24 protein-coding genes and 1 pseudogene are annotated in these 24429 nt (G+C 74.0%); 8 read left to right on the top strand and 17 right to left on the bottom strand.

Annotation, left to right across the window (positions count from 1 at the left end; translation table 11 throughout):
- The first annotated feature begins 17 nt into the window (after positions 1-17).
- Entirely contained in the window at positions 18-650 is a 633-nt protein-coding gene (locus EV383_RS09460; RefSeq protein WP_242622985.1) for a TetR/AcrR family transcriptional regulator, read from the top strand.
- On the opposite strand, the gene EV383_RS09455 is transcribed toward EV383_RS09460, so the two are convergent.
- From EV383_RS09455 to EV383_RS09440, 4 genes are all read right to left on the bottom strand, one after another.
- The gene (locus EV383_RS09455; RefSeq protein ID WP_130289518.1) at positions 647-1615 is read right to left on the bottom strand and encodes an IS481 family transposase; all 969 of its coding nucleotides are present in this window, start codon (positions 1613-1615) and stop codon (positions 647-649) included. The genes EV383_RS09460 and EV383_RS09455 overlap by 4 nt on opposite strands.
- Positions 1616-1737: 122 nt before the next feature.
- On the bottom strand, positions 1738-3036 hold the full coding sequence (locus EV383_RS09450) for a phosphodiester glycosidase family protein (protein ID WP_130289574.1): 1299 nt from the start codon (positions 3034-3036) through the stop codon (positions 1738-1740).
- 141 nt (positions 3037-3177) lie between these two features.
- The gene (locus EV383_RS09445) at positions 3178-4530 is read right to left on the bottom strand and encodes an LLM class flavin-dependent oxidoreductase (protein ID WP_130289573.1); all 1353 of its coding nucleotides are present in this window, start codon (positions 4528-4530) and stop codon (positions 3178-3180) included.
- Entirely contained in the window at positions 4527-5888 is a 1362-nt protein-coding gene (locus tag EV383_RS09440; protein WP_130289572.1) for an MFS transporter, read from the bottom strand. The genes EV383_RS09445 and EV383_RS09440 overlap by 4 nt, the downstream gene beginning before the upstream one ends.
- A gap of 180 nt (positions 5889-6068) precedes the next feature.
- Between EV383_RS09440 and EV383_RS09435 the strand changes: the two genes are divergently transcribed.
- A complete protein-coding gene (locus EV383_RS09435) occupies positions 6069-7028 on the top strand; it encodes a threonine ammonia-lyase (protein WP_242622984.1) in 960 nt (319 codons plus the stop codon).
- Here the strand turns inward: EV383_RS09435 and EV383_RS09430 are convergent, their stop codons facing one another.
- From EV383_RS09430 to EV383_RS09420, 4 genes and pseudogenes are all read right to left on the bottom strand, one after another.
- Positions 7029-7355, bottom strand: coding sequence for a VOC family protein (locus EV383_RS09430; protein WP_423213638.1), 327 nt, complete (start codon positions 7353-7355; stop codon positions 7029-7031).
- A pseudogene (locus EV383_RS33060) lies at positions 7355-7420 on the bottom strand (VOC family protein); the annotation flags it as partial. The gene EV383_RS09430 and the pseudogene EV383_RS33060, both read right to left, overlap by 1 nt.
- Positions 7421-7548: 128 nt before the next feature.
- Positions 7549-8631 carry an NADH:flavin oxidoreductase/NADH oxidase gene (locus EV383_RS09425; protein ID WP_130289570.1) on the bottom strand — a complete coding sequence of 361 codons (1083 nt, stop codon included), beginning with the start codon at positions 8629-8631 and terminating at the stop codon, positions 7549-7551.
- Between the two features lie 61 nt (positions 8632-8692).
- Positions 8693-9592: a crotonase/enoyl-CoA hydratase family protein gene (locus tag EV383_RS09420; RefSeq protein WP_130289569.1), complete on the bottom strand. Its 900-nt coding sequence runs from the start codon at positions 9590-9592 to the stop codon at positions 8693-8695.
- Between EV383_RS09420 and EV383_RS09415 the strand changes: the two genes are divergently transcribed.
- Complete coding sequence (locus tag EV383_RS09415; protein ID WP_165438289.1) at positions 9591-12881, top strand: ATP-binding protein; 3291 nt, start codon at positions 9591-9593, stop codon at positions 12879-12881. The two genes, EV383_RS09420 and EV383_RS09415, sit on opposite strands and share 2 nt — an antisense overlap.
- 167 nt (positions 12882-13048) lie before the next feature.
- Positions 13049-13714, top strand: coding sequence for a hypothetical protein (locus tag EV383_RS09410; protein ID WP_130289567.1), 666 nt, complete (start codon positions 13049-13051; stop codon positions 13712-13714).
- A 54-nt stretch (positions 13715-13768) separates the two neighbouring features.
- On the opposite strand, the gene EV383_RS09405 is transcribed toward EV383_RS09410, so the two are convergent.
- Both EV383_RS09405 and EV383_RS09400 read right to left on the bottom strand, forming a co-directional pair.
- Positions 13769-14701: an NADP-dependent oxidoreductase gene (locus EV383_RS09405; protein ID WP_130289566.1), complete on the bottom strand. Its 933-nt coding sequence runs from the start codon at positions 14699-14701 to the stop codon at positions 13769-13771.
- Between the two features lie 43 nt (positions 14702-14744).
- Positions 14745-15461, bottom strand: a complete 717-nt coding sequence (locus EV383_RS09400; protein ID WP_130289565.1) for a DUF1990 family protein — start codon at positions 15459-15461, stop codon at positions 14745-14747.
- Positions 15462-15514: 53 nt separating this feature from the next.
- Here EV383_RS09400 and EV383_RS09395 point away from each other — a divergent pair, with 53 nt between their 5' ends.
- Positions 15515-15772, top strand: coding sequence for a hypothetical protein (locus EV383_RS09395; protein ID WP_130289564.1), 258 nt, complete (start codon positions 15515-15517; stop codon positions 15770-15772).
- Between the two features lie 5 nt (positions 15773-15777).
- Positions 15778-16521: a DUF1990 family protein gene (locus tag EV383_RS09390; RefSeq protein WP_242622983.1), complete on the top strand. Its 744-nt coding sequence runs from the start codon at positions 15778-15780 to the stop codon at positions 16519-16521.
- 4 nt (positions 16522-16525) lie between these two features.
- Here the strand turns inward: EV383_RS09390 and EV383_RS09385 are convergent, their stop codons facing one another.
- A complete protein-coding gene (locus tag EV383_RS09385) occupies positions 16526-16993 on the bottom strand; it encodes a MarR family winged helix-turn-helix transcriptional regulator (RefSeq protein WP_130289563.1) in 468 nt (155 codons plus the stop codon).
- A 58-nt stretch (positions 16994-17051) separates the two neighbouring features.
- Here EV383_RS09385 and EV383_RS09380 point away from each other — a divergent pair, with 58 nt between their 5' ends.
- Together EV383_RS09380 and EV383_RS09375 are read left to right on the top strand one after the other, a co-directional pair.
- Positions 17052-17750, top strand: a complete 699-nt coding sequence (locus EV383_RS09380; protein WP_130289562.1) for a maleylpyruvate isomerase N-terminal domain-containing protein — start codon at positions 17052-17054, stop codon at positions 17748-17750.
- 24 nt (positions 17751-17774) lie between these two features.
- Positions 17775-18158 carry a DUF5313 family protein gene (locus tag EV383_RS09375; protein ID WP_130289561.1) on the top strand — a complete coding sequence of 128 codons (384 nt, stop codon included), beginning with the start codon at positions 17775-17777 and terminating at the stop codon, positions 18156-18158.
- Here the strand turns inward: EV383_RS09375 and rocD are convergent.
- From rocD to EV383_RS09345, 6 genes are all read right to left on the bottom strand, one after another.
- A complete protein-coding gene (gene rocD, locus EV383_RS09370) occupies positions 18155-19435 on the bottom strand; it encodes an ornithine--oxo-acid transaminase (protein WP_130289560.1) in 1281 nt (426 codons plus the stop codon). The genes EV383_RS09375 and rocD overlap by 4 nt on opposite strands.
- A complete protein-coding gene (ddaH, locus tag EV383_RS09365; RefSeq protein ID WP_341273715.1) occupies positions 19432-20280 on the bottom strand; it encodes a dimethylargininase in 849 nt (282 codons plus the stop codon). The genes rocD and ddaH overlap by 4 nt, the downstream gene beginning before the upstream one ends.
- A 153-nt stretch (positions 20281-20433) precedes the next feature.
- Positions 20434-20889, bottom strand: a complete 456-nt coding sequence (locus EV383_RS09360) for an Lrp/AsnC family transcriptional regulator (RefSeq protein WP_130289559.1) — start codon at positions 20887-20889, stop codon at positions 20434-20436.
- Positions 20890-20908: 19 nt separating this feature from the next.
- Positions 20909-22186: an SLC13 family permease gene (locus EV383_RS09355; RefSeq protein ID WP_130289558.1), complete on the bottom strand. Its 1278-nt coding sequence runs from the start codon at positions 22184-22186 to the stop codon at positions 20909-20911.
- Positions 22183-23511 carry an LLM class flavin-dependent oxidoreductase gene (locus tag EV383_RS09350; RefSeq protein ID WP_130289557.1) on the bottom strand — a complete coding sequence of 443 codons (1329 nt, stop codon included), beginning with the start codon at positions 23509-23511 and terminating at the stop codon, positions 22183-22185. Before EV383_RS09350 ends, EV383_RS09355 begins: the two co-directional genes overlap by 4 nt.
- Positions 23508-24428, bottom strand: coding sequence for an HpcH/HpaI aldolase/citrate lyase family protein (locus EV383_RS09345; protein WP_130289556.1), 921 nt, complete (start codon positions 24426-24428; stop codon positions 23508-23510). The genes EV383_RS09350 and EV383_RS09345 overlap by 4 nt, the downstream gene beginning before the upstream one ends.
- Between the last annotated feature and the right edge of the window lies 1 nt (position 24429).

Here is a 24429-nt window from a genome sequence, read left to right as displayed (position 1 = left end):
GACTAGCATCGGTGGTGATGAGCGAGCAGCGGGACACGTCGAGGGCCCCGCGGCGCATGACCCCGAAGCGGCGGCGCGAGCAGCTCGTCACCGCGGCGCTGGAGCTCTACGGGCGCCTGCCGCCCGAGGAGGTGGCCGTCGAGGACGTCACGCGGGCCGCCGACTGCTCGCGGGCGCTGTTCTACCGCTACTTCCCCAACGTCGAGTCGCTGCACATCGCCGCGCTCGGCACGGTCGTCGAGGAGCTGATCGACCGCGTCGCGATGCCCGCCGCCGGTGACCACGACGCCCGGCTCAGCCTGGAGACGCAGCTGCGCGGCGCCGTCGACGCGTTCCTCGACGTCGCCCAGCGCCACGCCCGCGCCTACGTCGCGCTGCTGCGCAGCGGGTCGGTGATCTCCACCGGGGAGACCGACGCTCTGGTCGACGGCGTGCGCGACCACATCGTCGACCTCCTCGTGCTCCGCGGCGGGGTGGCCGACCCGAGCCCGCTGCAGCTGATGACGCTGCGGGGCTGGGTGGCGCTCGTCGAGGGCGCGACCCTGACCTGGCTGGAGCAGGGCGAGGTGGGACGCCAGGTGATGCGGGACTGGCTGGTCGCGCAGCTGTTCGCGCTGCTCGAGGTCACGGCGCGGTACGACCCCCGCTAGCTGTAACTCCCAGCAGCGTTGTTGACGCGGGTGATGGGTGGGTTGCCGCCGATGGCGGTGTGGCAGCGGTGGTGGTTGTAGGTGTGTAGCCAGGTCGGTAGTGCCGCGGCGCGGTCGTCGTTGCTGGTGAAGGGTCGTTGGTAGGCCCATTCCTCGGCCAGGGTCCGGTTGAACCGCTCGGCTTTGCCGTTGGTCTGGGGTCGGTAGCGGCGGGTGAACCGGGCCTGTGCACCGATCTCGGCGAGTGCTTCGCGCCAGGCCCTCGAGCGGCGGTAGGCCAGGGCGTTGTCGGTCATGACCCGTTCGATGTGGGTGATGCCGTGGTCGTGGAAGAAGGTGGTGGCGCGGCGCAGGAACGCGGCGCAGGTGGTGGCTTGTTCGTCGGGATGGATCTCGGCGTAGGCCAGGCGGGTGTGGTCGTCGATCGCGGCGTGGATGTAGTCGTAGCCGACCCGGGTTCCGTAGCGGGCTCGGCGGTGTTCGATGCTGTCGCGCCCGTGGGCTCGCCAGCCGCCTCCGTCGCGGAGCCGGCCGAGTTTCTTGACGTCGACGTGGACGAGTTCGCCGGGGCGGTCGCGTTCGTAGCGGCGGATGAGTTGCCCGGTGGGGCGGTCCATCCAGGCCAGGCGCGATAGCCCGTGCCGGACCAGGACGGCGTGCACGGTCGAGGCCGGTAGCCCGGTCAGGGGCGCGATCCGGTGCGGGCCCAGTTTGCGTTCGCGACGCAGGGCCAGGACTCGGGCTTCGGCCTCGGGGGTGGTCCGCGACGGGATGTGGTGGGCGTGGCTGGGCCGGTCGATCAGTCCGGTCGGGCCTTCGGCGCGGTAGCGGGCCCACCACTTGTAGCCGGTGGCGCGGGAGATCCCGAGCTCGGCGGCGACGTGGGCGACCGGGCGCCCGGACAGGACACGCTCGATCAGAACGGTGCGTCCGTGCACGGTCAGACGGGCATTACGGTGGGCCACGGAGACCTCCGGGTGGCTGGGTATGAGCGTCGACAACTCACACCTCGCCCGGAGGTCTCCCTGGTTTCAAGCCGCCACGCCGTCAACAACGGTCATGGGCACTACAGCTAGCGCCCCGCTCCTCAGCCCCCGAACACCCCGAGGCCGTTGGGCACGAGACGCGTGGCGTCGTCGGAGGGGTTGTTGACGATCGCGACCTTCCCCGCGCCGGCCGCGCGGTAGGCCAGCGTCGAGGATCCGCCGCCGTCGAGGTTGATCCCGTCGGTCGCGCCGAGCTGGGCGAGCAGGTCCGACATCTGGGCCAGGGTCAGTCCGACGCTCGTCGACTCCCGCCCGTCCACGGTGACGAGCTGGACCCGGCGCCCGCCGGGGAGGATCCCGACGCCGCTGCGCGGGGCCCGCGCGCTGTCGTCGAGACGCTCGGTGCGCGTGCCACCGGCGAGGATCGGGCTGCCGCCGACGGCCGTGCGCGGCGCGACGCCGCTGGCCGCGACGAGCTCCCACCGGACGTCGACGTCGTCGCCGACCTTCAGCGCCCGCAGCGCGGCGGCGCCCTGCTCCCGTCCGAGGAGCAGCGTCTCCCCCGGTCCGATGCCGTCCTTGCCGGGCGGTCGGACCGCGGTGACCTTCCCGTCCGCGGTCGCGACCTCGACCGTGTCCGGGGCGCAGGGGGCGTCGCGGTCGGTGTCGGAACCGCAGAGGGTCGTGGCGCGGTCGGCGCCGCCGAACTCCGGGGTGACGATGCCGATCCCGCCGACCGGGACGGCGTGCTGGTTCAGGGCCTGGATCGGCAGCGTCTCGCCGGGTGTCTCGACCTCCGCGACCAGGGGCAGCGTGTCGATCCGGGCGACGCCGTCGGTGCCGACGGCGAACACCCGATCGGTCTCGGCCCCGGGCACGGCGGGCGCGGCGCGGCGGCCCTGCTTCACGGCGGACTTGACCGGGCGGCCGTCCTGCACCTCCGGGCCGGCGGGGGCGTTGCTGCGGCCCAGGTCGAAGTAGTCGCCGTTGATCGCGGCCTGCGCGCCGGCGCGGTCGGCCATCACCGGGACCGACGCCCGCGCGGTGACGGCACCGGCGGTGAGCAGCCCGAGCCGGACGCCGGGGGCGATGAGGTCGACCTCGACGACGTCGCCGCGCACCTGGCCCGCGGCGCGGGTGGTGGTGAACTCGCGGTGGGTGACGCCGGGGGCGACCGGGGCCGCGGGAGTGATCCCCGAGAGCACCGAGCCGGCGCTCTCGGTACCGGGCGGGGGCGTGGGCTCCGGCGGTGGCTGGGCGCCGTCCGCGCTCGCGAGCGACACCAGGACCGGCTGCTCCGGGACGGCACCGGGGACGCTCAGCGCCATCCCGACCGTCACCAGCAGCACGGCCGAGCGGGCCACCGCACGCCCCCGACGTCCCCCGAAGTTCGCGACCACCCGTCGAGGTGATCACGGCCGTCCGGCGGGGCAGCACTGCGAACTGCGGGTGTCACCCGCCGGTGGCCCGGTGCGACCCGACCGGATGTCACGCGTCCGGGCCGGGAGGGGTCGCACGCCACACCCGTGCGTGCGGGCGGCTCAGCGCCGGTACGCGGCCCCGGGGTGGTCCGCGGCCAGGCGGCGGCCGTCACCGGTGCCGAGCCGTTCGCGCAGCGTGGACCCCGCCGGGTCGTCGAGCCGCCCGCGCCTGCGCAGCTCCGGGACGACGTGCTCGGCGATGTCGGCGAACGTCCCCGGCGTGACGGCGTAGGCGAGGTTGAAGCCGTCGACCCCGGCCTCGTCGACCCAGCGCTCCAGCTCGTCGGCGATCGTCGCGCCGGACCCGACGACGACCGGCCCGCGCCCGCCGACGGTGATGAACTCGGCCAGCTCCCCGACCGTCCAGTCCCGGTCCGGGCCGGTGAACGAGGCCAGCGCGGAGCGGGTGGAGTCGGTGGCGACGTAGGTCAGCTTCTGCCCCACCGGCGCTCCGGCCAGGTCCACACCCGACCACCCGCCGAACAGCGCCAGCGCCGCCTCCGGGCTGACCAGCTCCAGGTATTCGTCCCGCTTCGCCGTGGCCGCGGCGTCGCTCTCGGCGGTGATCGCGGTGAGCATCGTGAACACCTTCACCGACGACGGGTCCCGCCCGGCCTCGGCCGCACGCTCGCGCACCGCGTCGACGGACCGTTTCACGACGGCCGGGCTCGGCCCGGAGACGAACACCGCCTCCGCGTGCGTGCCCGCGAACGCCGCCCCGCGCGGCGACGCGCCGGCCTGGAAGATCACCGGCGTGCGCTGCGGCGACGGCTCGCACAGGAACGGGCCGGGCACGTCGAACCACGCGCCGTGGTGGGCGATGTCGTGCACCTTCGACGGGTCGGTGAACACGCCGGAGGACCGGTCGCGGACGACGGCGTCGTCGGACCAGGAGCCCTCCCACAGCTTGTAGCAGACCTGCAGGTACTCCTCGGCCATGTCGTAGCGCTCGTCGTGCGGGACCTGGCTCGCGCGGCCGAGGTTGCGCGCGGCACTGTCCAGGTAGGACGTCACGACGTTCCAGGCGACGCGGCCCTTCGTGAGGTGGTCCAGCGTCGTCATCCGCCGCGCCAGCGCGTAGGGGTGCTCGTAGGAGACCGATACCGTCACCCCGAACCCGAGCCGGTCGGTGACCGCGGCCATCGCCGGGACGGCGAGCACCGGATCGTTGACCGGCACCTGCGCCGCGGACCGGACGGCCGCGTCGCGGGAGGAGCCGTAGACGTCGTAGACGCCGAGCACGTCGGCGAGGAACAGCGCGTCGAACCCGGCGTCCTCGAGCAGGCGGGCCAGGTCCGTCCAGTAGTCCAGGTCCTTGTACCGCTCCCCCTCGTCGGTCGGGTGGCGCCAGAGCCCGGCGGACTGGTGGCCGACGCAGGCCATATCGAAGGCGTTCAGCAGGATGCGGCTCACGCATCCACCTTCGCACCGGCGTCGCCGGTGATCGTCGCGCGGTGGGTCTCCGGCGCCAGCACGGTGGCGGTGATCGTCACCGCGGACAGCACCAGGAAGAACACCCAGATCAGCCACGGACGGCCGTCACCGGCCAGCAGCAGCGCCGTCGCGATCAGCGGCGCGAACCCGGCGACCACGGACCCGAACTGGTAGCCCAGCGACGCGCCGCTGTAGCGCACCTTCGTCGAGAACAGCTCGCTGTACCAGGCGGCCTGCGGGCCGTACATGGCGTCGTGGAAGACGTTCACCAGCACGACCATCGCCAGCACGATCAGCACGGTGGACCCGGTGTCGAGTAGCAGGAAGAACACCCCGAAGAACGCCGCGGACCCGATCGCGCCGCCCAGGTACACCGGCTTGCGCCCGACCCGGTCGGACAGGATCGCCCACAGCGGCGTGCTGAACAGGCCGATCGCCGACGCGACGATGACGGCGGTCAGTCCCGCGTTCGGCGACGCCCCGGTGCCGGTCTGCGTCAGGTAGGTGAGCGCGAACGTCGTCGCCAGGACGTAGAGCGAGTTCTGCGCGATCCGCATGCCGATCGTCAGGAACACGTTGCGGCGCTCGGTGCGCAGCACGTCGAGAACCGGGCGCTTCGACAGCTCGCCGCGGTCGCGGGCGTCGGTGAACACCTTCGGGTCCGGCAGCGTCAGCCGGATCGCCAGTCCGACCCCGACGAGCACGATGCTGAGCAGGAACGGGATCCGCCAGCCCCAGGCCAGGAACGTCTCCTGGTCCATCGAACCCCGCACCACGGCGAACACCCCGGAGGCGAGCAGCATCCCGGCCGAGGAGCCGATCTGCGGGAAGCTGCCGAACAACCCCCGCCGCTTGCCACCCGCCGTGTTGATGCTCGTTCCGCGTTCGCTGCTCTCGGCGTGCTCGACCGACATCAGCACCGCGCCGCCCCACTCCGCGCCGACGGCGAGCCCCTGCAGCAGCCGCATGACCACCAGCAGGATCGGCGCCAGGATGCCGACGCTCGCGTAGGTCGGCAGCAGGCCGATCGCGGTGGTCGCCAGGCCCATCAGCAGCAGCGACGCGACCAGCACGGTGCGCCGCCCGATCCGGTCGCCCAGGTGCCCGGAGACGACGGCGCCGATCGGCCGCGCCCCGAACCCCGCCGCGTAGGTGGCGAAGCTGGCCAGCACGCCCGCCGCCGGGTCGACGTCGGAGAAGAACAGCGGCCCGAACACCAGCGCCGCAGCGGTGGCGTAGAGGTAGAAGTCGTACCACTCGATGGTGGAGCCGACGAGACCGGCGACCGCGGCACGGCGCGGGACCCGCTCACGGGTGGATGCTTCTGCGGACGACATGGCTGACCCCTGGAGTTCGACGATTCCCGGACGGTGGGTCAGCGACGACAGGCGTGCGAGGACAACCGGCCGTGGTCCACGTGCCGGCGTCGGGTCAGATGGACCGTGCGCACGGCGATGACACGACCATGCTTCTCACCTCCCGCGCAACGGGGGGTGACGAATCCCTACGGTGGCGGTGTGGACCTCGACCTCGCACGGATCGACCAAGCACACCGGATCATCGACCCGGTCTTCTCCGACACCCCGCAGTACGAGGACCCGCAGCTCAGGGATGCCGTCGGCCGCCGGGTACTGGTGAAGGTCGAGACCCTGAACCCGATCCGGAGCTTCAAGGGACGCGGCGTCGACTTCGCGCTGCACTCCGCCGAGCCCGGGTCGACGGTCGTCTGCTCCTCGTCCGGGAACTTCGGTCAGGCGGTCGCCTACGTCGGCCGGTCGCGGGGCCTGCACGTCCGGGTGTACTCGCCGCCGACGGTCAACGAGGCCAAGCGCGCCCGGATGGAGGCCTTCGGCGCCACCGTCGTCACGACGGGGCCGGAGGCGTCGGCTCCGCGCGACGCCTCCCGGGAGTTCGCCGCGAGCACACCGGGCGCGGTGCTCCTCGAGGACGGGCGCGAACCCGCCATCGCGGAGGGCGCCGGGACGATCGGGGTCGAGCTCCTCCGCAGCGGGCCCGTCGACGCCGTCGTGCTGCCGATCGGCGACGGCAGCCTGATCACCGGGGTCGCGCTCTGGGTCCGGCACCACGCGCCGGGCACGCGGATCGTCGGGGTGAACCCGTCCACGGCCCCGTCGATGCACGACAGCGTCCGCGCCGGGCACCCCGTCACCGCCGTCCCCACCAGCACGTTCCCGGAGGGGATCGACATCCCGACGCCGCACGCGGAGTCCGTGGACCGCGTCCGCGAGCTCGTCGACGAGATCGTCCTGGTCGACGAGGGCGCGATGCGCTCGGCGATGGGCCTCATCGCCCGTCATCTGGGCGTGCTGCCCGAGCCCGCCGGTGCCGCCGGGCTGGCGGCGATCGCGGGCGGTGGGATCGACGGGTCGCGCGTCGCCACGGTCGTCACCGGCGCGAACCCGTCGCCCACGACGCTGGCCGCCCTCGCCGCCGGGCTGGCCGACGACGCCCGCTGATCAGGGGCGACGGCTCGCCAGGACGCAGAACTCGTTGCCCTCCGGGTCGAGGAGGACGACCCAGCTCGCGTCGCCCTGACCGACGTCCGCGCGCCGGGCGCCCAGGTCGAGCAGCCGGCGGACCTCATCGGCCTGCTCGCGGTCGGTCGGGTTGACGTCGATGTGGAGCCGGTTCTTGACCGTCTTGTCCTCGGCACGCGCGCGAACGTCAGCGCCGGGGGCACCGGGCCGGGCCGGTCCTTCCCCTCGGGCATCTCCGGAGGGCCGATCGAGACGAGCGCGTCGTCCCCGTCCTCCTCCTGGACCACGTAGCCGAGGACCGAGCACCAGAAGCGCGCGAGACGTCGGGGATCGGCGCAGTCGATCGCGAGCTCGGTGAACTTGCCGGCCATGTCGGATCCTCCCGGTCCTGATCCCTCGGACCGACACCGTCGCACCGGGAACGGTGGCCTCGCACGCGGAATATCGCGTGCGAGGCCACCGGATCCGGTGCGACGACGCCGTGGCGGTGCGCGCCGGGTCAGTCGCGCCAGGCTCCGCGCGTGTAGTTGACCGGATAGGGGGCCTCCCCGGTCGACAGGCCCAGCTCGTGCGCCGCACGCAACGGCCAGGACGGTTCACGCAGGGCGGCGCGGGCGAGGAGCACGACGTCCGCGTCGCCTGCGGTGAGCACGCCCTCGGCCTGCTTCGGATCGGTGATCAGGCCGACCGCGCCGGTGGCCACGCCGGCCCCGGCACGGACGTCGCGGGCGAACGGCACCTGGTACCCCGGCCCGACGGTGATCTCCTGGCGCGGGTCGAGACCACCGGAGCTGACGTCGACGAGGTCGACGCCCCGACCGGCCAGGCGCGACGACAGCGCGACGGTGTCGGCGAGGGACCAGCCGCCGTCGACCCAGTCGGTGGCCGAGAGACGCACCAGCAACGGCGTGCGGTCGGGCAGCGCGGCGCGCACGGCGTCGACGGTCTCGAGCAGGAACCGGGCGCGGTCGTCGAAGGAGCCGCCGTAGTCGTCGTCACGGTCGTTGGACAGCGGGGAGAGGAACTGGTGGAACAGGTAGCCGTGCGCGCCGTGCAGCTCGACGAGATCGAAACCCGCGGCGACGGCGCGGCGGGCGGCGTCGGCGAACGCGGCGACCAGGCCGGCGATGCCGTCCCGGGTCAGTGCGCGCGGTGCGGCGAAGTCCCCGAACGCGAGCGCGGACGGTGCGTCGGTCTCCCATCCGCCGTCGGCGACCGGGATCGTGCCGTGGCCCCGCCACGGGGCGTGCGCCGAGGACTTCCGCCCCGCGTGGGCGAGCTGGACACCGGCCGTCGCGCCCTGGGCGTGCAGGAACTCCACGATCCGGGCCCACGCGCCGGCCTGCTCGTCGTTCCACAGACCGGCGTCCTGCGGGCTGATCCGGCCGTCGGCGACGACGGCGGCCGCCTCGGTGATCACCGTGCCGAACCCGCCGGTGGCGCGGGCGCCGAGGTGGACGAGGTGCCAGTCGGTCGGGACGCCGTCACCGGCGTCGACGGCGTACTGGCACATCGGGGAGAGCCAGATCCGGTTGCGGGACGTGACCCCGCGCAGGGTGATCGGCTCGAACAGCGCGCTCATGCCGGCTACAACCCCGGGCGGGGTCGATCTTCTTCCGCGACTGTGCCGCCGCGAGGGGACCTCAGTCCATGCCCTCCGGGCGTGACGGCCACGCCGGGACGATGCCGGACGGGTAGTCGGCCGAGACCCGGTTCGGGAACGCGGGCGCGCGCTTGTCCAGGAAGGCCGTCACGCCCTCGGCGACGTCGGCGCCCTGGCCCAGGTGGTGGATGGCCCGGGAGTCGAGCCGGTGCGCCTCCCACGGCGACTCCGCGCCGAGCATCGCCCACAGCATCTGACGCGACGCCGCCACCGAGATCGACGACGTGTTGTCCGCGATCTCCCGGGCCACCCCGCGCGCGGTGTCGAGGAGCTCGTCGTCGGGCACCACGCGGGACACCAGACGTCCGGCCAGCGCCTCGGCGGCGTCGAACACCCGTCCGGTCGCGGCCCACTCCATCGCCTGCGAGATCCCGACGATCCTCGGCAGGAACCAGCTCGACGCGGCCTCCGGCACCAGGCCGCGGCGGGCGAAGACGAACCCGAAGCGGGCCGAGGCGGCGGCGAAGCGCATGTCCATCGGCAGCGTCATCGTCGCCCCGACGCCGACCGCGGGGCCGTTGACCGCCCCGATCACCGGCTTGAGCGAGGCCGCGATCCGCAGCGAGACGGTGCCGCCGCCGTCGCGCGTCACGCCCCCGATGGAGCCGACCCCGGCGCGGTCGGCGACCCGGCGCTCGTCGGTGGCGTCGAACGTGGCGCCGCCGTTGCCCAGGTCGGCCCCGGCGCAGAACCCTCGGCCGCGGCCGGTGACGATCACGACGCGGACGTCGTCGTCGGCGTCGCTGCGGTCGAACGCGGCGATCAGCTCGCGGGCCATCGTCGGGGTGAAGGCGTTGAGCCGGTCCGGCCGGTCTAGGGTGATCGTCGCGATGCCGTCGGCGGCCGCGTACTCGATCTCGGTGAAGGTCGCGTCGGTCATGGGCGACAGTCTCACCCGTCGGCGGGTGCGCGGCTACGGTGTCCGCGTGGTGGCGATCACGGTCTTCGGCGCAACCCGGGCCACGGTCGGCGGTGTTCCGGTCGACCTCGGCGGGCCGCGCCAGCGCGCCGTGCTCGGGCTGCTGGTCGCCGCACGCGGGCGGGTGGTCTCGACCGACCGCTTCCGCCACGACCTCTGGGCCGGGGAACCGCCGCCGAAGGCGCTCGGCGCGCTGCAGGCCTACGTCTCGCACCTGCGCCGCCTGCTCGAACCCGAGCGTCCACCCCGGACGCCGGCCACGGTCCTCGTCAGCACCGCACCGGGGTACCAGCTCGTGCTGCCGGAGGACGCCGTCGACGCCTGGCGGTTCGCCGCGTCGGTGCATGCGGCCGGGGCGGGCGGTGATCCGTCGCGGGTCCGGCAGCAGGCCGCCGAGGCGCTGGCGCTGTGGACCGGGGAGCCCTTCGCCGGGCACGCCGACGCGGAGTGGGCCACGACCGAGGCCGCACGGCTGCGCGGGCTGCGCTCCGACGCCGTCGAGCTGCGGGCCGGGGCGGAGCTGGACCTGGGCACGAGCGACGGCGAGACCCTCTCCACGCTGGGCGACCTGGTCCGCGAGGAGCCCCTGCGCGAGCACGCGGTCGCCCTGTACGCGACGACGCTCTACCGCGCGGGACGCCAGGGCGAGGCGCTGGCGGTCCTGCGCGCGGCCCGCGCCCGGCTCTCCGACGAGCTCGGCGTCGACCCCGGGCCGGAGCTGCGGGAGCTGGAACACGACGTCCTGAACCAGGCCGCGCACCTCGACCGGCCGCGCAGCCGTCCGCTCACGAGGACCGGGTCACGGGACGACGGCGGCCCGGACGGCGGGGCGGCGGACGGCGGGGCGGCGGGTTCTACCGGGGTTCACCGCCCACCCGATCTCCTCGGCCGCGACGCCGAGCTGCGCCGCCTGCACGCCGCGCTCGACGCCGTGTCCGGCGTCCCGTCGCTGGTCTGGGTCGAGGGCGAGGCCGGCGCCGGGAAGTCCACGTTGCTCGACCGGTTCGCCGCCGACGTCGGGGCGGCGGGAACGGCGACCCTCGCCCGCGGTCGCTGCTCCGAGGTCGACGGCGCACCGCCGGGATGGGCGTGGCACGACGTCGTCACCGCGCTGACCGGCCGTGAACCCGGCACCGGCACCGCCTACGCCCTGACCCGCGCTCTGGGCGACGCGCTCGCGGCGACGACCGGCCCGGTCGTCGTCCTCATCGAGGACGCGCACCGCGCCGACCAGGAGACCCTGCAGGTGCTGCGGCACCTGGTCACCGGCACCGGCACCGGCACCGGCACAGCGCCGCTGGTCGTCGCCTCGTTCCGCCCGGACGAGACCGGCCCGGACCTCGCCACCGCCGTCGCCGCGACCGCGCAGCACACCGCAGACCGGATCCGGCTGCGCGGCCTCGACGACGACGCGGCCCGGGAGATCCTGCGCCGCCACGTCGGTCGCGAGCTGCCGGAGGAGCAGTGGCGGCGCCTGACCGGCCGGGCCGCCGGCAACCCGCTGTTCCTGCGCCAGCTCGGCGCGCTGGTCGCCTCCGAGGGCGCGGACGCGGGCGCGACCGGGCTGCCGGTGGCGCTGCGCGACCTGCTCGGGCGGCGTCTGGACCGGCTGCCGCCGCGGACGGCGCACACGCTGTCGCGGGCGTCGGTGCTCGGGCGCGACGTCGACGTGGACCTGCTGCTCGCCGTCGAGGCCCTGCGCGGAGCACTCGACGAGGACGACCTGGTCGACGACCTCGACACCGGCGTCGTCGCCGGGCTCCTGGAGGTCGGCGGGCCGGGGGCGCTGCGGTTCACCCACGTCCTGGTCCGCGACGCCTGCTACGACCGCCTGCCGCCGATGCGGCGCGAACGCCTGCACCGCGCCGTCCTCGACGTGCTGGAGGTGCGGCACCCGGACCGGGTCTCGGCCCTGGCCCACCACGCCGACGGCGCACTCGGCCCGTCCACCGCGGAGCGCGCCGCCGCCCACCTCGCCGTGGGGGCCCGCGCGGCGCAGGCGGCGGGTGCGCTGTCGGACGCGGCACGCTGGTGGCGGGCGGTGCTGCGGGCCCACGACCTGGGCGCGGGCGGTACCCGGGGCCGGCTCGAGGCCCACCGCGAGCTGGTCCGCACGATCGCGGCCGGCGGCGACCACCGCGCGGCCGGTATCGAGCAGGCGGCGTCGGTCGAGGCCGCCGAGCGGATCGGCACGGTGCGCGACGTCGCCCTCGCCTCGCTGTGGGACACCCCGGCGTTGTGGAGCAGCCGGCCGTTCGGGGCCACCGGCACCGCGGAGCGGATCACCGGCCTGCTGGGGCGGATCGACCCGGGCGACGACGCGTTGCGTGCCGGGCTGCTCGTCAGCCTCGCGCACGAGGTGGAGCCCTGGGGCGTGACGGCCGGGCGCGACGCCGCCGACACCGCGCTCGCCCTGGCCGCGACGGTGGGCGAGCCGGGCCTGCTCTGCCGGGCGCTCAACGTCGCGTTCCTGCAGACCTTCCAGACCATCGACGTCGGGTACTGCGCCCGCATCGGGACCGAGACGCTGCGGGTCGCGAGCGACGCCGGGCTGCTCGAGCACCAGGCGCTGGCCCACCTGATGCTGCTCTCGGACTCCGTCGGCCGCGCCGACACCGCCGCCGCACGCGCCCACCTCGACGCCGCCGTCCGGGCCGGGACGACCGGTCAGCTGCCGTCGTTGCTGCTCGCCGCGTCGATCTACGAGGCGACCGCCGCGCTGCTCGGCGGGGACCTGGACCGTGCCGGCGCCGAGTTCGACGCCGCGTTCGCCCGGATCGCCGCGGCCGGGGACCCCAACGCGGACCTGATCCGGCCGTGGCTGCGCTTCACCGTCCGGCACGCCGCGGGCGACCGGGCGGACATGGTCACCGAGCTCGACGAGCTGCGCCGCGGCCTACCGCCCGGTCCGGTCGACGACATGCTCGTCAGCGCCCTGCTCGACGCCGGCGAGGAGTCCCGCGCCCGGGCGCTGTGGCCGCCACCGGAGTGGCCGCGCAACTCGACGTGGCTGGTCGCCACCGCCCTGCGTGCGGACAACGCCGTCCGGCTCGGAGACACCGACGAGGCCCGGCGCGCGCACGACGCGCTGGTGCCGTGGAGCGGGTGGCTGGCCCGGACGTTGAACGGGTTCCTGGTGCTGGGACCGGTGGACCGGTACCTGGCGCGGACGGCCACGCTGCTGGGCGACCCGGCCGCCGAGGCCTACCGGGCCTCCGCCGACGCGACGGTCACCGCGCTCCGGACCTGAGGCCGCACCGCGGGAGGACGGGGCCGCACCGCGGGAGCACGGGGCCGCACCGCGGGGAGCCGGGCCCACAAGTCGCCCGCAAGTCGGTCGCAACGGTCCGGGCGCACCGTCGGTGTCACCACCCGGCGCGACGTGCGCCGGAGACACGGACCGGAAGGACCCCTCCCATGACACGGCAGCGGCTGCTCGTCCTCGGCGGATACGCCCTGATCGCCTCGTTCCTGCTCAGCCTGGCCGGCGGCATGCTCCACCCCGTCGTCGACGGGAGGTCGCACTCGGTCGCCGCGCTGACCGCCCCCGGTACGCCCTGGGGGCAGCTGCTGATCTACGCCGGCGCACTGGCGCTGATGTTCGGGCTGCCGGCGGCCTACTCCTGGCTCGGCCCGAGGGTCGGTGTGCTGGGCTTCGCCGGGTTCTCGCTGTACTTCCTGGGCAACGCGCTCAGCGCCCAGGCCCACCTCGTGGTGGAGGCGATGGTCGCCCCGGAGATCGCGCGCCGGGCGCCGGAGCTGATCCCGGACGACGGTTCGATCGTCGCCTCGCCGCTGTTCGGGATCGTCCAGCTCGCCGGCGGTCTGGTCCTGATGGCCGGTCTGCTGGTCATGGGCATCGCGCTGGTCCGCCAGAGCGTGGTGCCGCGGTGGATCGGTGCGACGGCGATCGTCGGGGCGCTGCTGCTCGCCACCCCACTTCCCGAGGTCGCGGTGCTGACCGGGGTGCAGGTCGAGCTGCTGCGCGGGATCACCGTCGCCGCCCTGGGGGTGTACATGATCCGCGCGGTACGGGCCGGGCGGGTCGACGCGGCCCCGGCTCCGGTGCCCGCCGCGGTCTGAGCGACGACGACGGGGCCCGGCGTGTGCCGGGCCCCGTCGTCGTCGGTACGGCCGTCAGCCGCCGACGGTGACGACGACCTTCCCGCGCGCGTGCCCGTCCTCGACCGCCTGGATCGCCTCGGCGGCCTCGGACAGCGGGAACGTCTCGTTGACGTGCGGGTCCAGCTTGCCCGCCGCCACCTCGTGCATGACGGCGTCGAGCACACGGCTCGTCCCGTCACGCTCGACGCCCGCGCCACCCACCTCGGCCGCGGTGTCCGGGTCGGCCGCGGTCACGATCCGGGACGGGTCGGTGACCAGGCCCGCGACCGCGCGCAGCGCGTCCCCGCCGACCAGGTCGAGGATCGCGTGCACCCCGTCCGGGAGCACCTGGTGGACCCGCTCGGCCACGTTCTGCCCGGACGCGACATGCACCGCGCCGAGCGACTCGACCAGCTCACGCTTGTCCGCGCTCGCCACCCCGACGACGGTGATCTCCTGGTCGCGGGCCAGCTGGGCGGCGACGACGCCGACTCCCCCGCCGGCACCGTTGATCAGCAGGATCTCGCCCGGCTTGCACGCCAGCTGGGCCAGCCCGTCGTAGGCGGTGGCGGCCGAGACCGGCAGCACCGCGGCCGTCTCCCAGGCCACGCCCGGGGGCTTGCGCGCCGTGGACCCGGCGGAGAGCAGCGCCGCCTCGGCGATGCCGCCGGAGGTCGGCGAGACGTTGCCGAACACCTCGTCGCCGACCGAGAGGCCCTCGACGTCCTGGCCGACCTTGCGCACGATCCCGGCCGCCTCGCGGCCGACTCCCGCCGGCATGTCCAGCGGCATGACCTCGCGCAGGAAGCCCTGGCGGATCTTCCAGTCGACCGGGTTGACCCCGGCCGCCCGTACCTCGATCAGGACTTCGCTCGGGCCCGGGTCGGGCAGCTCCCGCTCGATCAGGTCCTGGTTCTCCGGACCCCCGTACTCGGTGAACACATAGGTCCGCACTGCTTCACTCATTCTCGGGGCTACCCGCGGCGCCGGTACGTCACACGTAGCGGCGTCACACGTCGTCGAGCCTGCGGGTGCGGACGGTGACGCCACCGTCGGGACGGCCGTCGGCGAGCTTCGCGGCGCGGATGCACGCGTGTGTCCACATGTTGAGCTGCACCTCCTTCGCGACCCGGACCCGGTTGTAGAGGATGTGTGACATCCGGTCCCCGGGCCGCGCCCAGGACTCGATGTCGAACCGCAGCCCGCTCTCGTCGCGGCCGGTGCGGAACTCGATCCGCCCGGCCTCCAGGTGCCCGCGCAGGGTGGCGAAGGTGAAGCCCGTCGGGTCGGAGGCGATCACCCGGACGGGTCCGTCCCAGGGGCCGGGCATCCGGATCAGGAACTCGTCGCCGACGTCCATCGCGCCGTCCGTGCCGGCGGTGCGGCGGAACACCGCGAACTCCGGCGACCAGCCGTCCGGGTTCGCGGCCAGGCGCGCCATGAGCTGCTCGGGCGACATCGGCGAGCCGGTGATCCGCACGCCGTAGGTGCGGTGCAGCAGCGGGCCGTAGCCGTCCTGCACCTGCTGGATGCGGTCGTCGGTGACGCCGGCCGGGAGGCCGGGCGGCAGGTCGTCGCGGTCGCCGCCGGTCTCGGAGCGGTGGATCGGGGTGGTGCGCCAGAAGTAGCGCCAGGACACCAGGACGATGCCGACCGGCCAGCGCAGCAACGCGCCGACCCGGCGGGACCCGGCGGTGCCGGTGACGGGAGAACGACGTCGGACCATCGTGGAATCCCAGCACGGGTGTACGAACACCGCGCGCGGGGAACCCGGACGGTATGACGGTCGGTAGCGTTCTGCGCAGGGGCGGGCTCAACGGGCCCGCGTTGCAGTGGATCTCCCTGGGTTCGGTCGGGTTGTCCATCGGTCTGTGGTTGCGCGCCAAGACCGTCGACCAGGACGAGCGGGGCAACGCCGAGCGCCGGGCGATCTTCGTCGGCCTCTGGCCGTCGATGATCTGGTTGATCGGCGACGCGCTGCAGCACGAGACCGAGCAGCAGGGCCCGCTCCGCAGGATCCGGAAGGGCCGGTCCTGACACCCGTGCTGCCCGAGTTCGGCATGGTCGACATCGACCACTCCGAGCTCGACGCCCTCAAGCACCGCTCGATCAACTTCGACCACGCCGACTCCCCCACCGACGACGACCACGGCGACTGGCACGTCGACCTCGGTGTCGCCGCCGTCGGTACCGAGGCACCGGGCCCACCGGAGCCCGACGGCGTCTGGGAGACCGCGTGCCGGATCGTGCGCGACTACCAGTTCACCGACCACGGACGTCTGCGCGGGATCTTCCGCCCGTCGGACGAGCTGATGGGCCGGGACATGCTCCTGCAGGGCCGGTTCGCGATGATGCGGTTCTACCTGGGCGTCCGCGTCACCGACATCGTCGACACCGAGCAGGACGGGCACCGGGTCTGGGGTTGGACCTACGAGACCCTCGAGGGGCACCTGGAACAGGGCCGCCTGACCTACGAGGTGGACAAGGACCTCGCCACCGGCGACGTCGTGTTCCGGATCCGGGCGTTCTCCCGCCGGTCCCCGGTGCCGAACCCGTTCTACCGGTTCGGTTTCACGATCTTCGGCCGGGCGGTGCAGCTGGAGTTCTACCACCATGCGGGGCAGCGGATCCGCGATCTCGTGGCCGCCCACCGGCGCGGTGAGCCGGTCCCCCGCCCCACCGAGGAGGCCGACGGCGAGGGCGACGGCGTCGTCGTCGCGCCGCACGACAGCCCGACGCCGTGGTCGGACCGGGTCGCGATCCACGTCCGGCACCCGGGCGCCTGACCCCCTACTCGATGTCGGCGTCGTCCAGCGCGGCGAGCATCCGGGTGAGGACCTTCATGCAGGCGTCGACGTCGGCGGCGCCGATGTCCCCGCCGACCTCCCGCAGCTGCGCGTGCTCCCGTCCCACGACGGCGTCGATGCGGTGCTGCCCCTCCCCGGTCAGCGCGACCAGCCGGGAACGGCGGTGCGCCGGGTTGTCGACGAGCTCGACCAGACCCGAGCCGAGGGCGTCGTTGACGGTGCGCTGCACGAACTGACGGCTCAGCGACTGGGCCCGGCCCATCTGCGGGACCGTCATCGGCCCGTTGCGGCGCAGCAGGTCCAGCACCGCGCGCAGTCCCGCCGGCACCCCGTCCTCCGCGCCGTCGCGCTCGACGAGGCGCAGCACCCGCCGGTAGAGCGGCCCCACCACGAGGTAGATCCCGGCCAGACGTTCGGCGAGCTCGTCGGGGTCGAGCGCGGGTTCGGGCATACCCGAGATTGTGACACCTCAGTTGTCACCATGCTTCGATGATGACACCCTGGGTGTCATGACTGCGGCTGACCCGCTCATCCGTGAGCGCTACCTGCACAGCATCGCCACCGACGGCGCCGAGATCGGCCGGCGGTGCCGGGAGCACCCCGACCGCACCGTCCCGACCTGTCCGGACTGGACGGGCGCCGACCTGCTCGCGCACCTCTGCGGGTTCGCGATGTGGGTCGACGACCTGCACGCCGGCCGGGTCGCGATGACCGGCCCGACCCCGGTCGTCGACCCCGCGACCGCCGTGCGGGACTACGACACCCGTCTCGACTCCCTGGGTGCGCTGCTGCGGGACAACCGTGCGGTGGTGCCGAACTGGTCGGTCGCGCCGGACGACGCCGAGTTCTGGCCGCGCCGCGCGGCCCAGGACATCGCGGTCCACCGCGTCGACGCGGCACGCCTGGTGACCGACGACCCGGACCCGGTACCGGCCGACGTCGCGCTCGACGGCGTCCACGAGTACCTCGACGTGTTCGTCGCGACCGCGTTCGCGGGCGGCGCGGCCCCGGAGTCCGACGCCACCCTGGAGCTGGCCGTCACCGACCTCGGTCACACCCTCCGCCGCGACCTGCCGCGGCCCGGACCGGTCACGACACTGCGCGGTACCGCCTCCGACCTGCTGCTCGGCCTCTGGCACCGGCGCGACCCGCTGGAGCTGTTCGTCTCCGGCGACCGGGCCCTCGTCGAGACCTGGCCACACATCTGACCCGGTACCGGGGACACTGGACGCATGCGCCGTCCCGACCCGTTCCACTGGATCGCCTACGCGTTCGGAGCCGGGCTGCCGGCGCGGAACCGCGAGTGGGTCCTGCACGACGTCACGGCGCCGTCCTGGTGGCTGCGCCACCTCGCCCGCGCCACCGTGCAGCTGATACCGCTGCTGGTGCTCCTCTACCTGGTCGTCCCCGGCCCGCCCTGGGTCCGGCTGATGGGAGCCCTGGCCGGTGCGCTGATCGGCTACTTCTACTCCGTGGCCTACATGAACGAGTCCGCCGAGACCCGTGTCGGCAAGGCCGGCTACCCCGTCGGCAGCGCCGCCGCGACCCGCGAGGCCCGCCGCGCCCCCGACGACGAGGAGGCCCGCCGCCGCTACAACGCGCAGTGGCGGGACTAGGTCCTCGCCGCCAGCACCTCCCCCAGTGCGTCGAGCGCTGCGAGCAGCTCGTCGGAGGTGATCACGAGCGGGGGCGAGAGCCGGACCGTCACACCGTGGGTGTCCTTGACCAGGAACCCGCGGCGCAGCATCTGCTCGCACACCTCCCGCCCGGCGTCCGGGCGTGCGCCGGGAACGACGTCGATCCCCGCCCACAGCCCCGTCCCGCGGACGGCGACGGCGCCGCGGTCGACCATCGTGGCCAGCCCCCGGTGCAGGACCTCCCCCAGCGTCCGGGCACGGTCGGTGTACCCGCCGTCGGCGAGGAGCGCGACGACCGCGCGCCCGACGGCGCAGGCCAGCGGGTTCCCGCCGAACGTGCTGCCGTGCCGTCCGGGTCCCAGCACACCGAGCACGGCGGCGTCGGCGACGACGGCCGAGAGCGGCACGATCCCGCCGCCGAGTGCCTTGCCCAGCAGGTACACGTCGGCCTCGGTCCCGGCGGCGCGGGTCGCGAGCAGCGCCCCGGTGCGGCCGAGCCCGGACTGGACCTCGTCGGCGACGAACAGGATCCCGGCCTCGTCACAGGCCGCGCGCACGGCGGGCAGGTACCCGGCCGGCGGCACGACGACCCCGGCCTCGCCCTGGACCGGTTCGAGCAGCACCGCGACGGTGTCCGGCCCGATCGCCTCCCGCAGCGCGGCGGCGTCGCCGTAGGGCACGACGTCGAAGCCGGGGGTGAAGGGGCCGAAGCCGTCGCGGGCGTCCGGGTCGGTGGAGAACCCGACGATCGTGGTGGTGCGGCCGTGGAAGCTCCCCGCGGCGACGACGATCCGGGCCCGGCCCGGCGGCACACCGCGGACCTCGTAGCCCCACCGGCGGGCCAGCTTGATCCCGGTCTCGACGGCCTCGGCGCCGGTGTTCATCGGCAGCACCGTCGTCAGCGGGCGCTCCGTGCCCGTCGGGCGCCCGGTCGTCGACGACACGGCGTCGCGGCCGAGCAACGCCGTGAGCTCCGCGCAGAACGGGCCGAGCTGGTCGTTGCCGAAGGCCCGGCTGGTGAGCGTCACCCGGTCCAGCTGGGCGTGTGCGGCGGCGACCAGGGCGGGGTGGCGGTGCCCGAAGTTCAGCGCCGAGTAGCCGGCGAGCAGGTCCAGGTACCGGCGGCCATCGATGTCGCGCACCCATGCGCCCTCGGCGTCGGCGACCGTCACCGGCAGCGGGTGGTAGTTGGGCGCGACCGGGTCGCCCGTGGAGCCCGTGGCCGGACCGGCGCCCGGACGGGCCGTCAGCGTCATGACCGGATCTCCAGGGTGGCGCACTTGGGTCCACCACCGCCCTTGAGCAGCTCGGACACGTCGACCCCGACCGGGACGAACCCCCGGTCGGCGATCCGTGCGACGAGATCGACGGCCTGCACCGGCAGGACGACGTGGCGCCCGTCGCTCACGGCGTTGAGACCGAGCACCGCGGCGTCGGCCGGGGTCGCGACGATCGCGTCCGGGAACCGCTCGCGCAGCACCCGCTGCGACGCGGCCGAGAACGCCTCCGGCAGCCAGGCGATCGTCGTCGCGTCGAGGACCGCGACCGCGGTGTCGAGGTGGTAGAAGCTCGGGTCGACGAGCTCCAGCGGCAGCACCGTCCGGCCCAGGACGGAGGCGGCCTCGTCGTGGGCGCGCGGGTCGGTGCGGAAACCGGTCCCGGCCAGGAGGAGGTCTCCGACGACGAGGAGGTCGCCCTCCCCCTCGTTGACGAACCGCGGCTCGACGACGCGGGTGAACCCGGCCGCGGTGAACCAGTCGCGGTGCGGCGCGGCCTCCCCCGCCCGCTCGGCGTGCCGGAAGCGGGCGCCGAGGACGGTGCCGTCGACGACGGTGGCGCCGTTCGCGGTGTAGACCATGTCCGGCAGGCCCGCGACGGGCTCGAGCAGCTCGACGCGGTGGCCGAGCTCCAGGTACGTCGCACGCAGCGTCTCCCACTGGCGGACCGCGAGGTCGCGGTCGACCGGGACCTCCGGGTGCATCCACGGGTTGATCACGTACTCGACGGCGAAGTGGTCGGGGCGGCACATCAGGTATCGCCGGCGGGTGGCCGTGCGGGGCACGTCGGGCCGGGTGGTGGCGGAGGTCAGGACGCTGGTCACGGGGTCGCTCCTCGGGTGCGGCGGGACGGGTCGGCGCCGTTGCCGGGGTCACCACGAACGCTAGGAGCGGCCGTGACGTCGGACAATCGCGTCCCGTTGCCTGCTCCCGGCGATCCGTTGCGTGCAGAGCCGGGAGATCGGCGATCCGTTGCGTCAGGAGTGCAGGGGCTGCGCGGGCCGCCGGATCAGCGGGGACAGCACGAGCACCGACCGCGTGCGGGCCACGAACGGCTCCGCCCCGATCTGCTCCAGGACCCGCTCGAAGTGCTGCATGTCCGACGCCACCAGGCGCAGCACGGCGTCGGCCTCGCCGGAGACCGTGCTGGCCTCGAGGACCTCCGGGAACCGTGCGACGGCGGCACGGATCGTCTCCGGCGACGTGCTCGTCGCGCAGAACAGCTCGACGTAGCCCTCCACCGCCCAGCCGAGCGCGGCCGGGTCCAGGCGCACCGTGAACCCCGCGACCGCGCCACCGGCCCGCAGCCGGTCGACCCGGCGCTTCACCGCCGGGGCGGAGAGCCCCACCTCGTCCCCCAGGTCGGCGTAGGTGCGCCGGGAGTCGGCCACCAGCGCCGCGATGATCCGCTCGTCGAGCCGGTCGAGGTCCACCCGCCCAGTATCGCGGCCCTCAGCCGGCCGACGTCGGGAGGACGATCGCGAGCCACAGCAGCAACGGGGCCAGCGCCACCACTCCCCCGCCGTAGAGCAGCTGGGTGCGGTAGACGCGGTCGCGCTGGTCCGGCGTCGCGTTGGCGATCACCGCCGCACCGTTGCCGGAGAACGGGCTGACGTCGACGATCGTCGCCGAGATCGCGATCACCGCGACGACGGCCAGTACCGACAGCGTGCTGTTCTGCAGCAGCGGCACGGCCAGCGGCGTCAGGGCCGCGATCGTGCCGGCCGAGCTGGCGAACGCCGAGACGACGCCGGCGAGGTAGCCGAGGAGCAGCACCGTCGCGACCGGCGCGCCGATGGCGAGCGCGCCGTCGCCGAGCAGGTCGATGGCGCCGATCTCCTGCAGCACCCCGACGTAGGTGATCGTGCCGGTGACCAGCAGGACCACCGACCACGGGATGTCCCGGACGGCGTCGGGGTGGTGCTGGTGGCGGTAGAGGCCGAGCAGCACCGCGAACGTGATCGCGAGCAGCCCGACGTCGAGGTCGAGCACGGCGCCGACGAGCAGGCCCGCGATCGCCGTCGCGGTCAGCGCGATGTCGAGCGTCAGGCGCGGCATCGACGGCGTCGGGTCGGCGTCCCCGGCGTCCTCCGAAGGGCCCGCCCCGGCGGCCGCGACGGGCACCGCCGTGCGGCGCAGGCGGAACCCGCCGTAGACCGCGAACACCCCGATCGCCGGGACCAGGCTGGCGACGAATGCGAGCGCGAACAGGCCCCACGGGTCGTTCGGGAGACCGGCCTGGTTCAGGACCCCGGCCACGGTGACCCCGTAGACGCTGATCGGCGACAGCGACCCGGCCGCCGCACCGTGCACGACCATGATCCCCATCATCGGCTGCGGGATCCGGTGCTTCGCCGCGAACGCCAGCGCGATCGGCGCGACGATCGGCGGCGAGAACACGGCACCGATCGCGGACAGCAGCGCCGTCATCGCGAACATGATCCACGGCAGGAACGGGGTGCGGCCGCGGACCGCGCGGACCGCGCCGGCGATCAGCCAGTCCACGGTGCCGTTGGCCCGGGCCACGTTGAACAGGTACGTGACCCCGACCAGGATCAGCATCAGCTCGACCGGGAACCCGGCGACCGCGTCCTCGGTGGACAGCCCGGCCGCGAGGATCCCGATCACGAACGTCGCCCCGAGCGCGATCGCGCCCAGGTTCACCGGCCGCACCGTGCCCAGCACGAACGCCGCGACGAGGACGACGAGCGCGACGATCTGCAGGGTCACGGCCGGGGCACCCCCAGCTGGTCGCGCAGGGTCGGCCCGGCGTACTCGGTGCGGAACAGCCCGCGCTCCTGCAGGACCGGCACCACCATCCGCACGACCTCCTCGAACGCGCCGGGCAGGTGCGTCGCGGCGAGCACGAACCCGTCGCAGCCGCCGGACTCGAACCACTCCTGCATCTGGTCCGCGACCTGCTCACCGGTGCCGACGAACCGCGGTCCCTGCAGCAGCGTCGCGCGGTGCGCGGCGAGGTCGCGGACGGTCACCTCGCGGTCGAGGTGCTTCGCCACGCCCTGGGCCAGCCCGCGGATGCCGGAGCTGGACTCCATCATCTCCGTCGTCACCGGGTCGTGGAGGTCGTGCTGGGCGAAGTCGTAGTTGAGCACCTCGGACAGCAGCGCCAGGGAGGCCAGCGGGTGGACGTAGGCGTCGAGGAAGAGGCGTTCCTTCTCCTTGGCGATCGCCTCGGTCTCACCGACCACGACGTAGGCCATCGGCAGCATCTTGACCTGCTCCGGGTCGCGCCCGGACGCCGCGATCTGCTCCTTCTGCTCCCGGTAGTGGCTGCGCGCCGTCTCCAGCCCGGGGTCCGCGGTGAAGATCATGTCCGCCCACTGCGCGGCGAAGTCGCGCCCGCGCCCGGACGAGCCGGCCTGCAGGATCGCCGGGCGTCCCTGCGGGCTGCGCGGGACCGTCAGCGGCCCGCGGACCGTGAACCACTTCCCGTCGTGGTCGACGCGGTGCACCTTGGACGGGTCGGCGAACTCGCCGGACTCCTTGTCCATGATCAGCGCGCCGTCCTCCCAGGAGTCCCACAGCGCCGCCACGGCCTGCAGGAACTCGTGCGCGCGGTCGTAGCGCTCGTCGTGGCCGAGGTGGGACTCGACGCCGAAGTTCTGCGCCTCCGAGTCGTTCACCGAGGTCACGACGTTCCACGCCGCCCGCCCGCCGGAGAGGTGGTCGAGCGTGGCGAACGTGCGCGCGACGTGGAACGGGTCGTAGTAGGTGGTGGAGTAGGTCGCGCCGACCCCGATCCGGCTGGTCGCGCCGATGATGCCGCCGAGCACCGCGGTCAGGTCGAGCTTCACTGGACGGGCGCCGTAGCGGACGGTGTCGTCGATCGAGTCGCCGTAGACGCCCGGCATCGCGAGCCGGTCGTCGAAGAACACGCAGTCGAACTTGCCCTGCTCCAGCGTCTTCGCGATGTGGGTGTAGTAGTCCATCGTCAGGAACCCGAGGTCCGCCGACGGGTAGCGCCACGATCCCGAGTAGACGGTCACGTTCCCGGCCTGCATGAAGCCGACCAGGGTCATCTGCCGCTCGCTCATGCGGCGCCTCCGTCCAGTCCCAGCAGCGCCGCCTTGCGCGCCACGGTCTCCGAGTGCCGCAGGTGTGCGGCGTCGACCAACATGCCGTCCAGCCCGGTCGCGCCGCGCCCGGACGCCTCGGCCTCCCGGTAGGCCGCGACCACCCGCTGCGCGTGCGCGATCTCGTCCGGGGTGGGGGCGAACGCGGTGTTCGCGATCTCGACCTGGCTGGGGTGGATCGCCCACTTCCCGGCGTAGCCCATCGCCCCGGCCCGGTCACAGGCGACCCGGTAGGCCTCGGGGTCCTTGTAGTGGGGGAACGGCGCGTCGATCGCCTCGATCCCGGCCGCGCGGGCGGCGACCATGATCCGGGAGCGGGCGTAGTGCCACAGGTCGCCGGGGTAGTCGACGACCGGGTCGAAGTTCGTGTCGACGCGTGCGCCCTGCGAGGCCGAGAAGTCCCCGGCGCCGAAGATGATCGCCTCCAGACGGGGGCTGGAGTGCGCGATCTCGTCGACGTACTGCAGTCCCTCGACCTCCTCGATCAGCACCTCGAGGGCGATCTGCTTCTCCAGGCCGAGCGTCTCCTCGAGCTGGGTGAGCAGCACGTCGACCCACCAGACGTCGCGTGCCCGGCGCACCTTCGGCACGACGATCACGTCGAGGTTCTCCCGCGCGGCGGTGACGACCTCGATCACGTCGCCGTACGCCCAGCGGGTGTCGACGCCGTTCATCCGGATCGCGCGGGTCGTCGTGCCCCAGTCCAGCTCGTTCAGGGCCTTCGCGGCCTTCCCGCGCGCGGCCTCGCGCTCGGCGGGGGCGCAGGCGTCCTCCAGGTCGAGGAACACCATGTCGGCGCCGGCGGCGGCGGACCTGTCGAACATCCAGTCGTTGCTGGCCGGGGTGGCCAGCTCGGAGCGGCGGGCTCGGACGGCCATG

The organism is Pseudonocardia sediminis, from assembly GCF_004217185.1.
Lineage (GTDB): Bacteria > Actinomycetota > Actinomycetes > Mycobacteriales > Pseudonocardiaceae > Pseudonocardia > Pseudonocardia sediminis.
The sequence above is the reverse complement of the archived record's forward strand: the minus strand, read 5'-3'. Positions and strand labels throughout refer to the sequence as shown.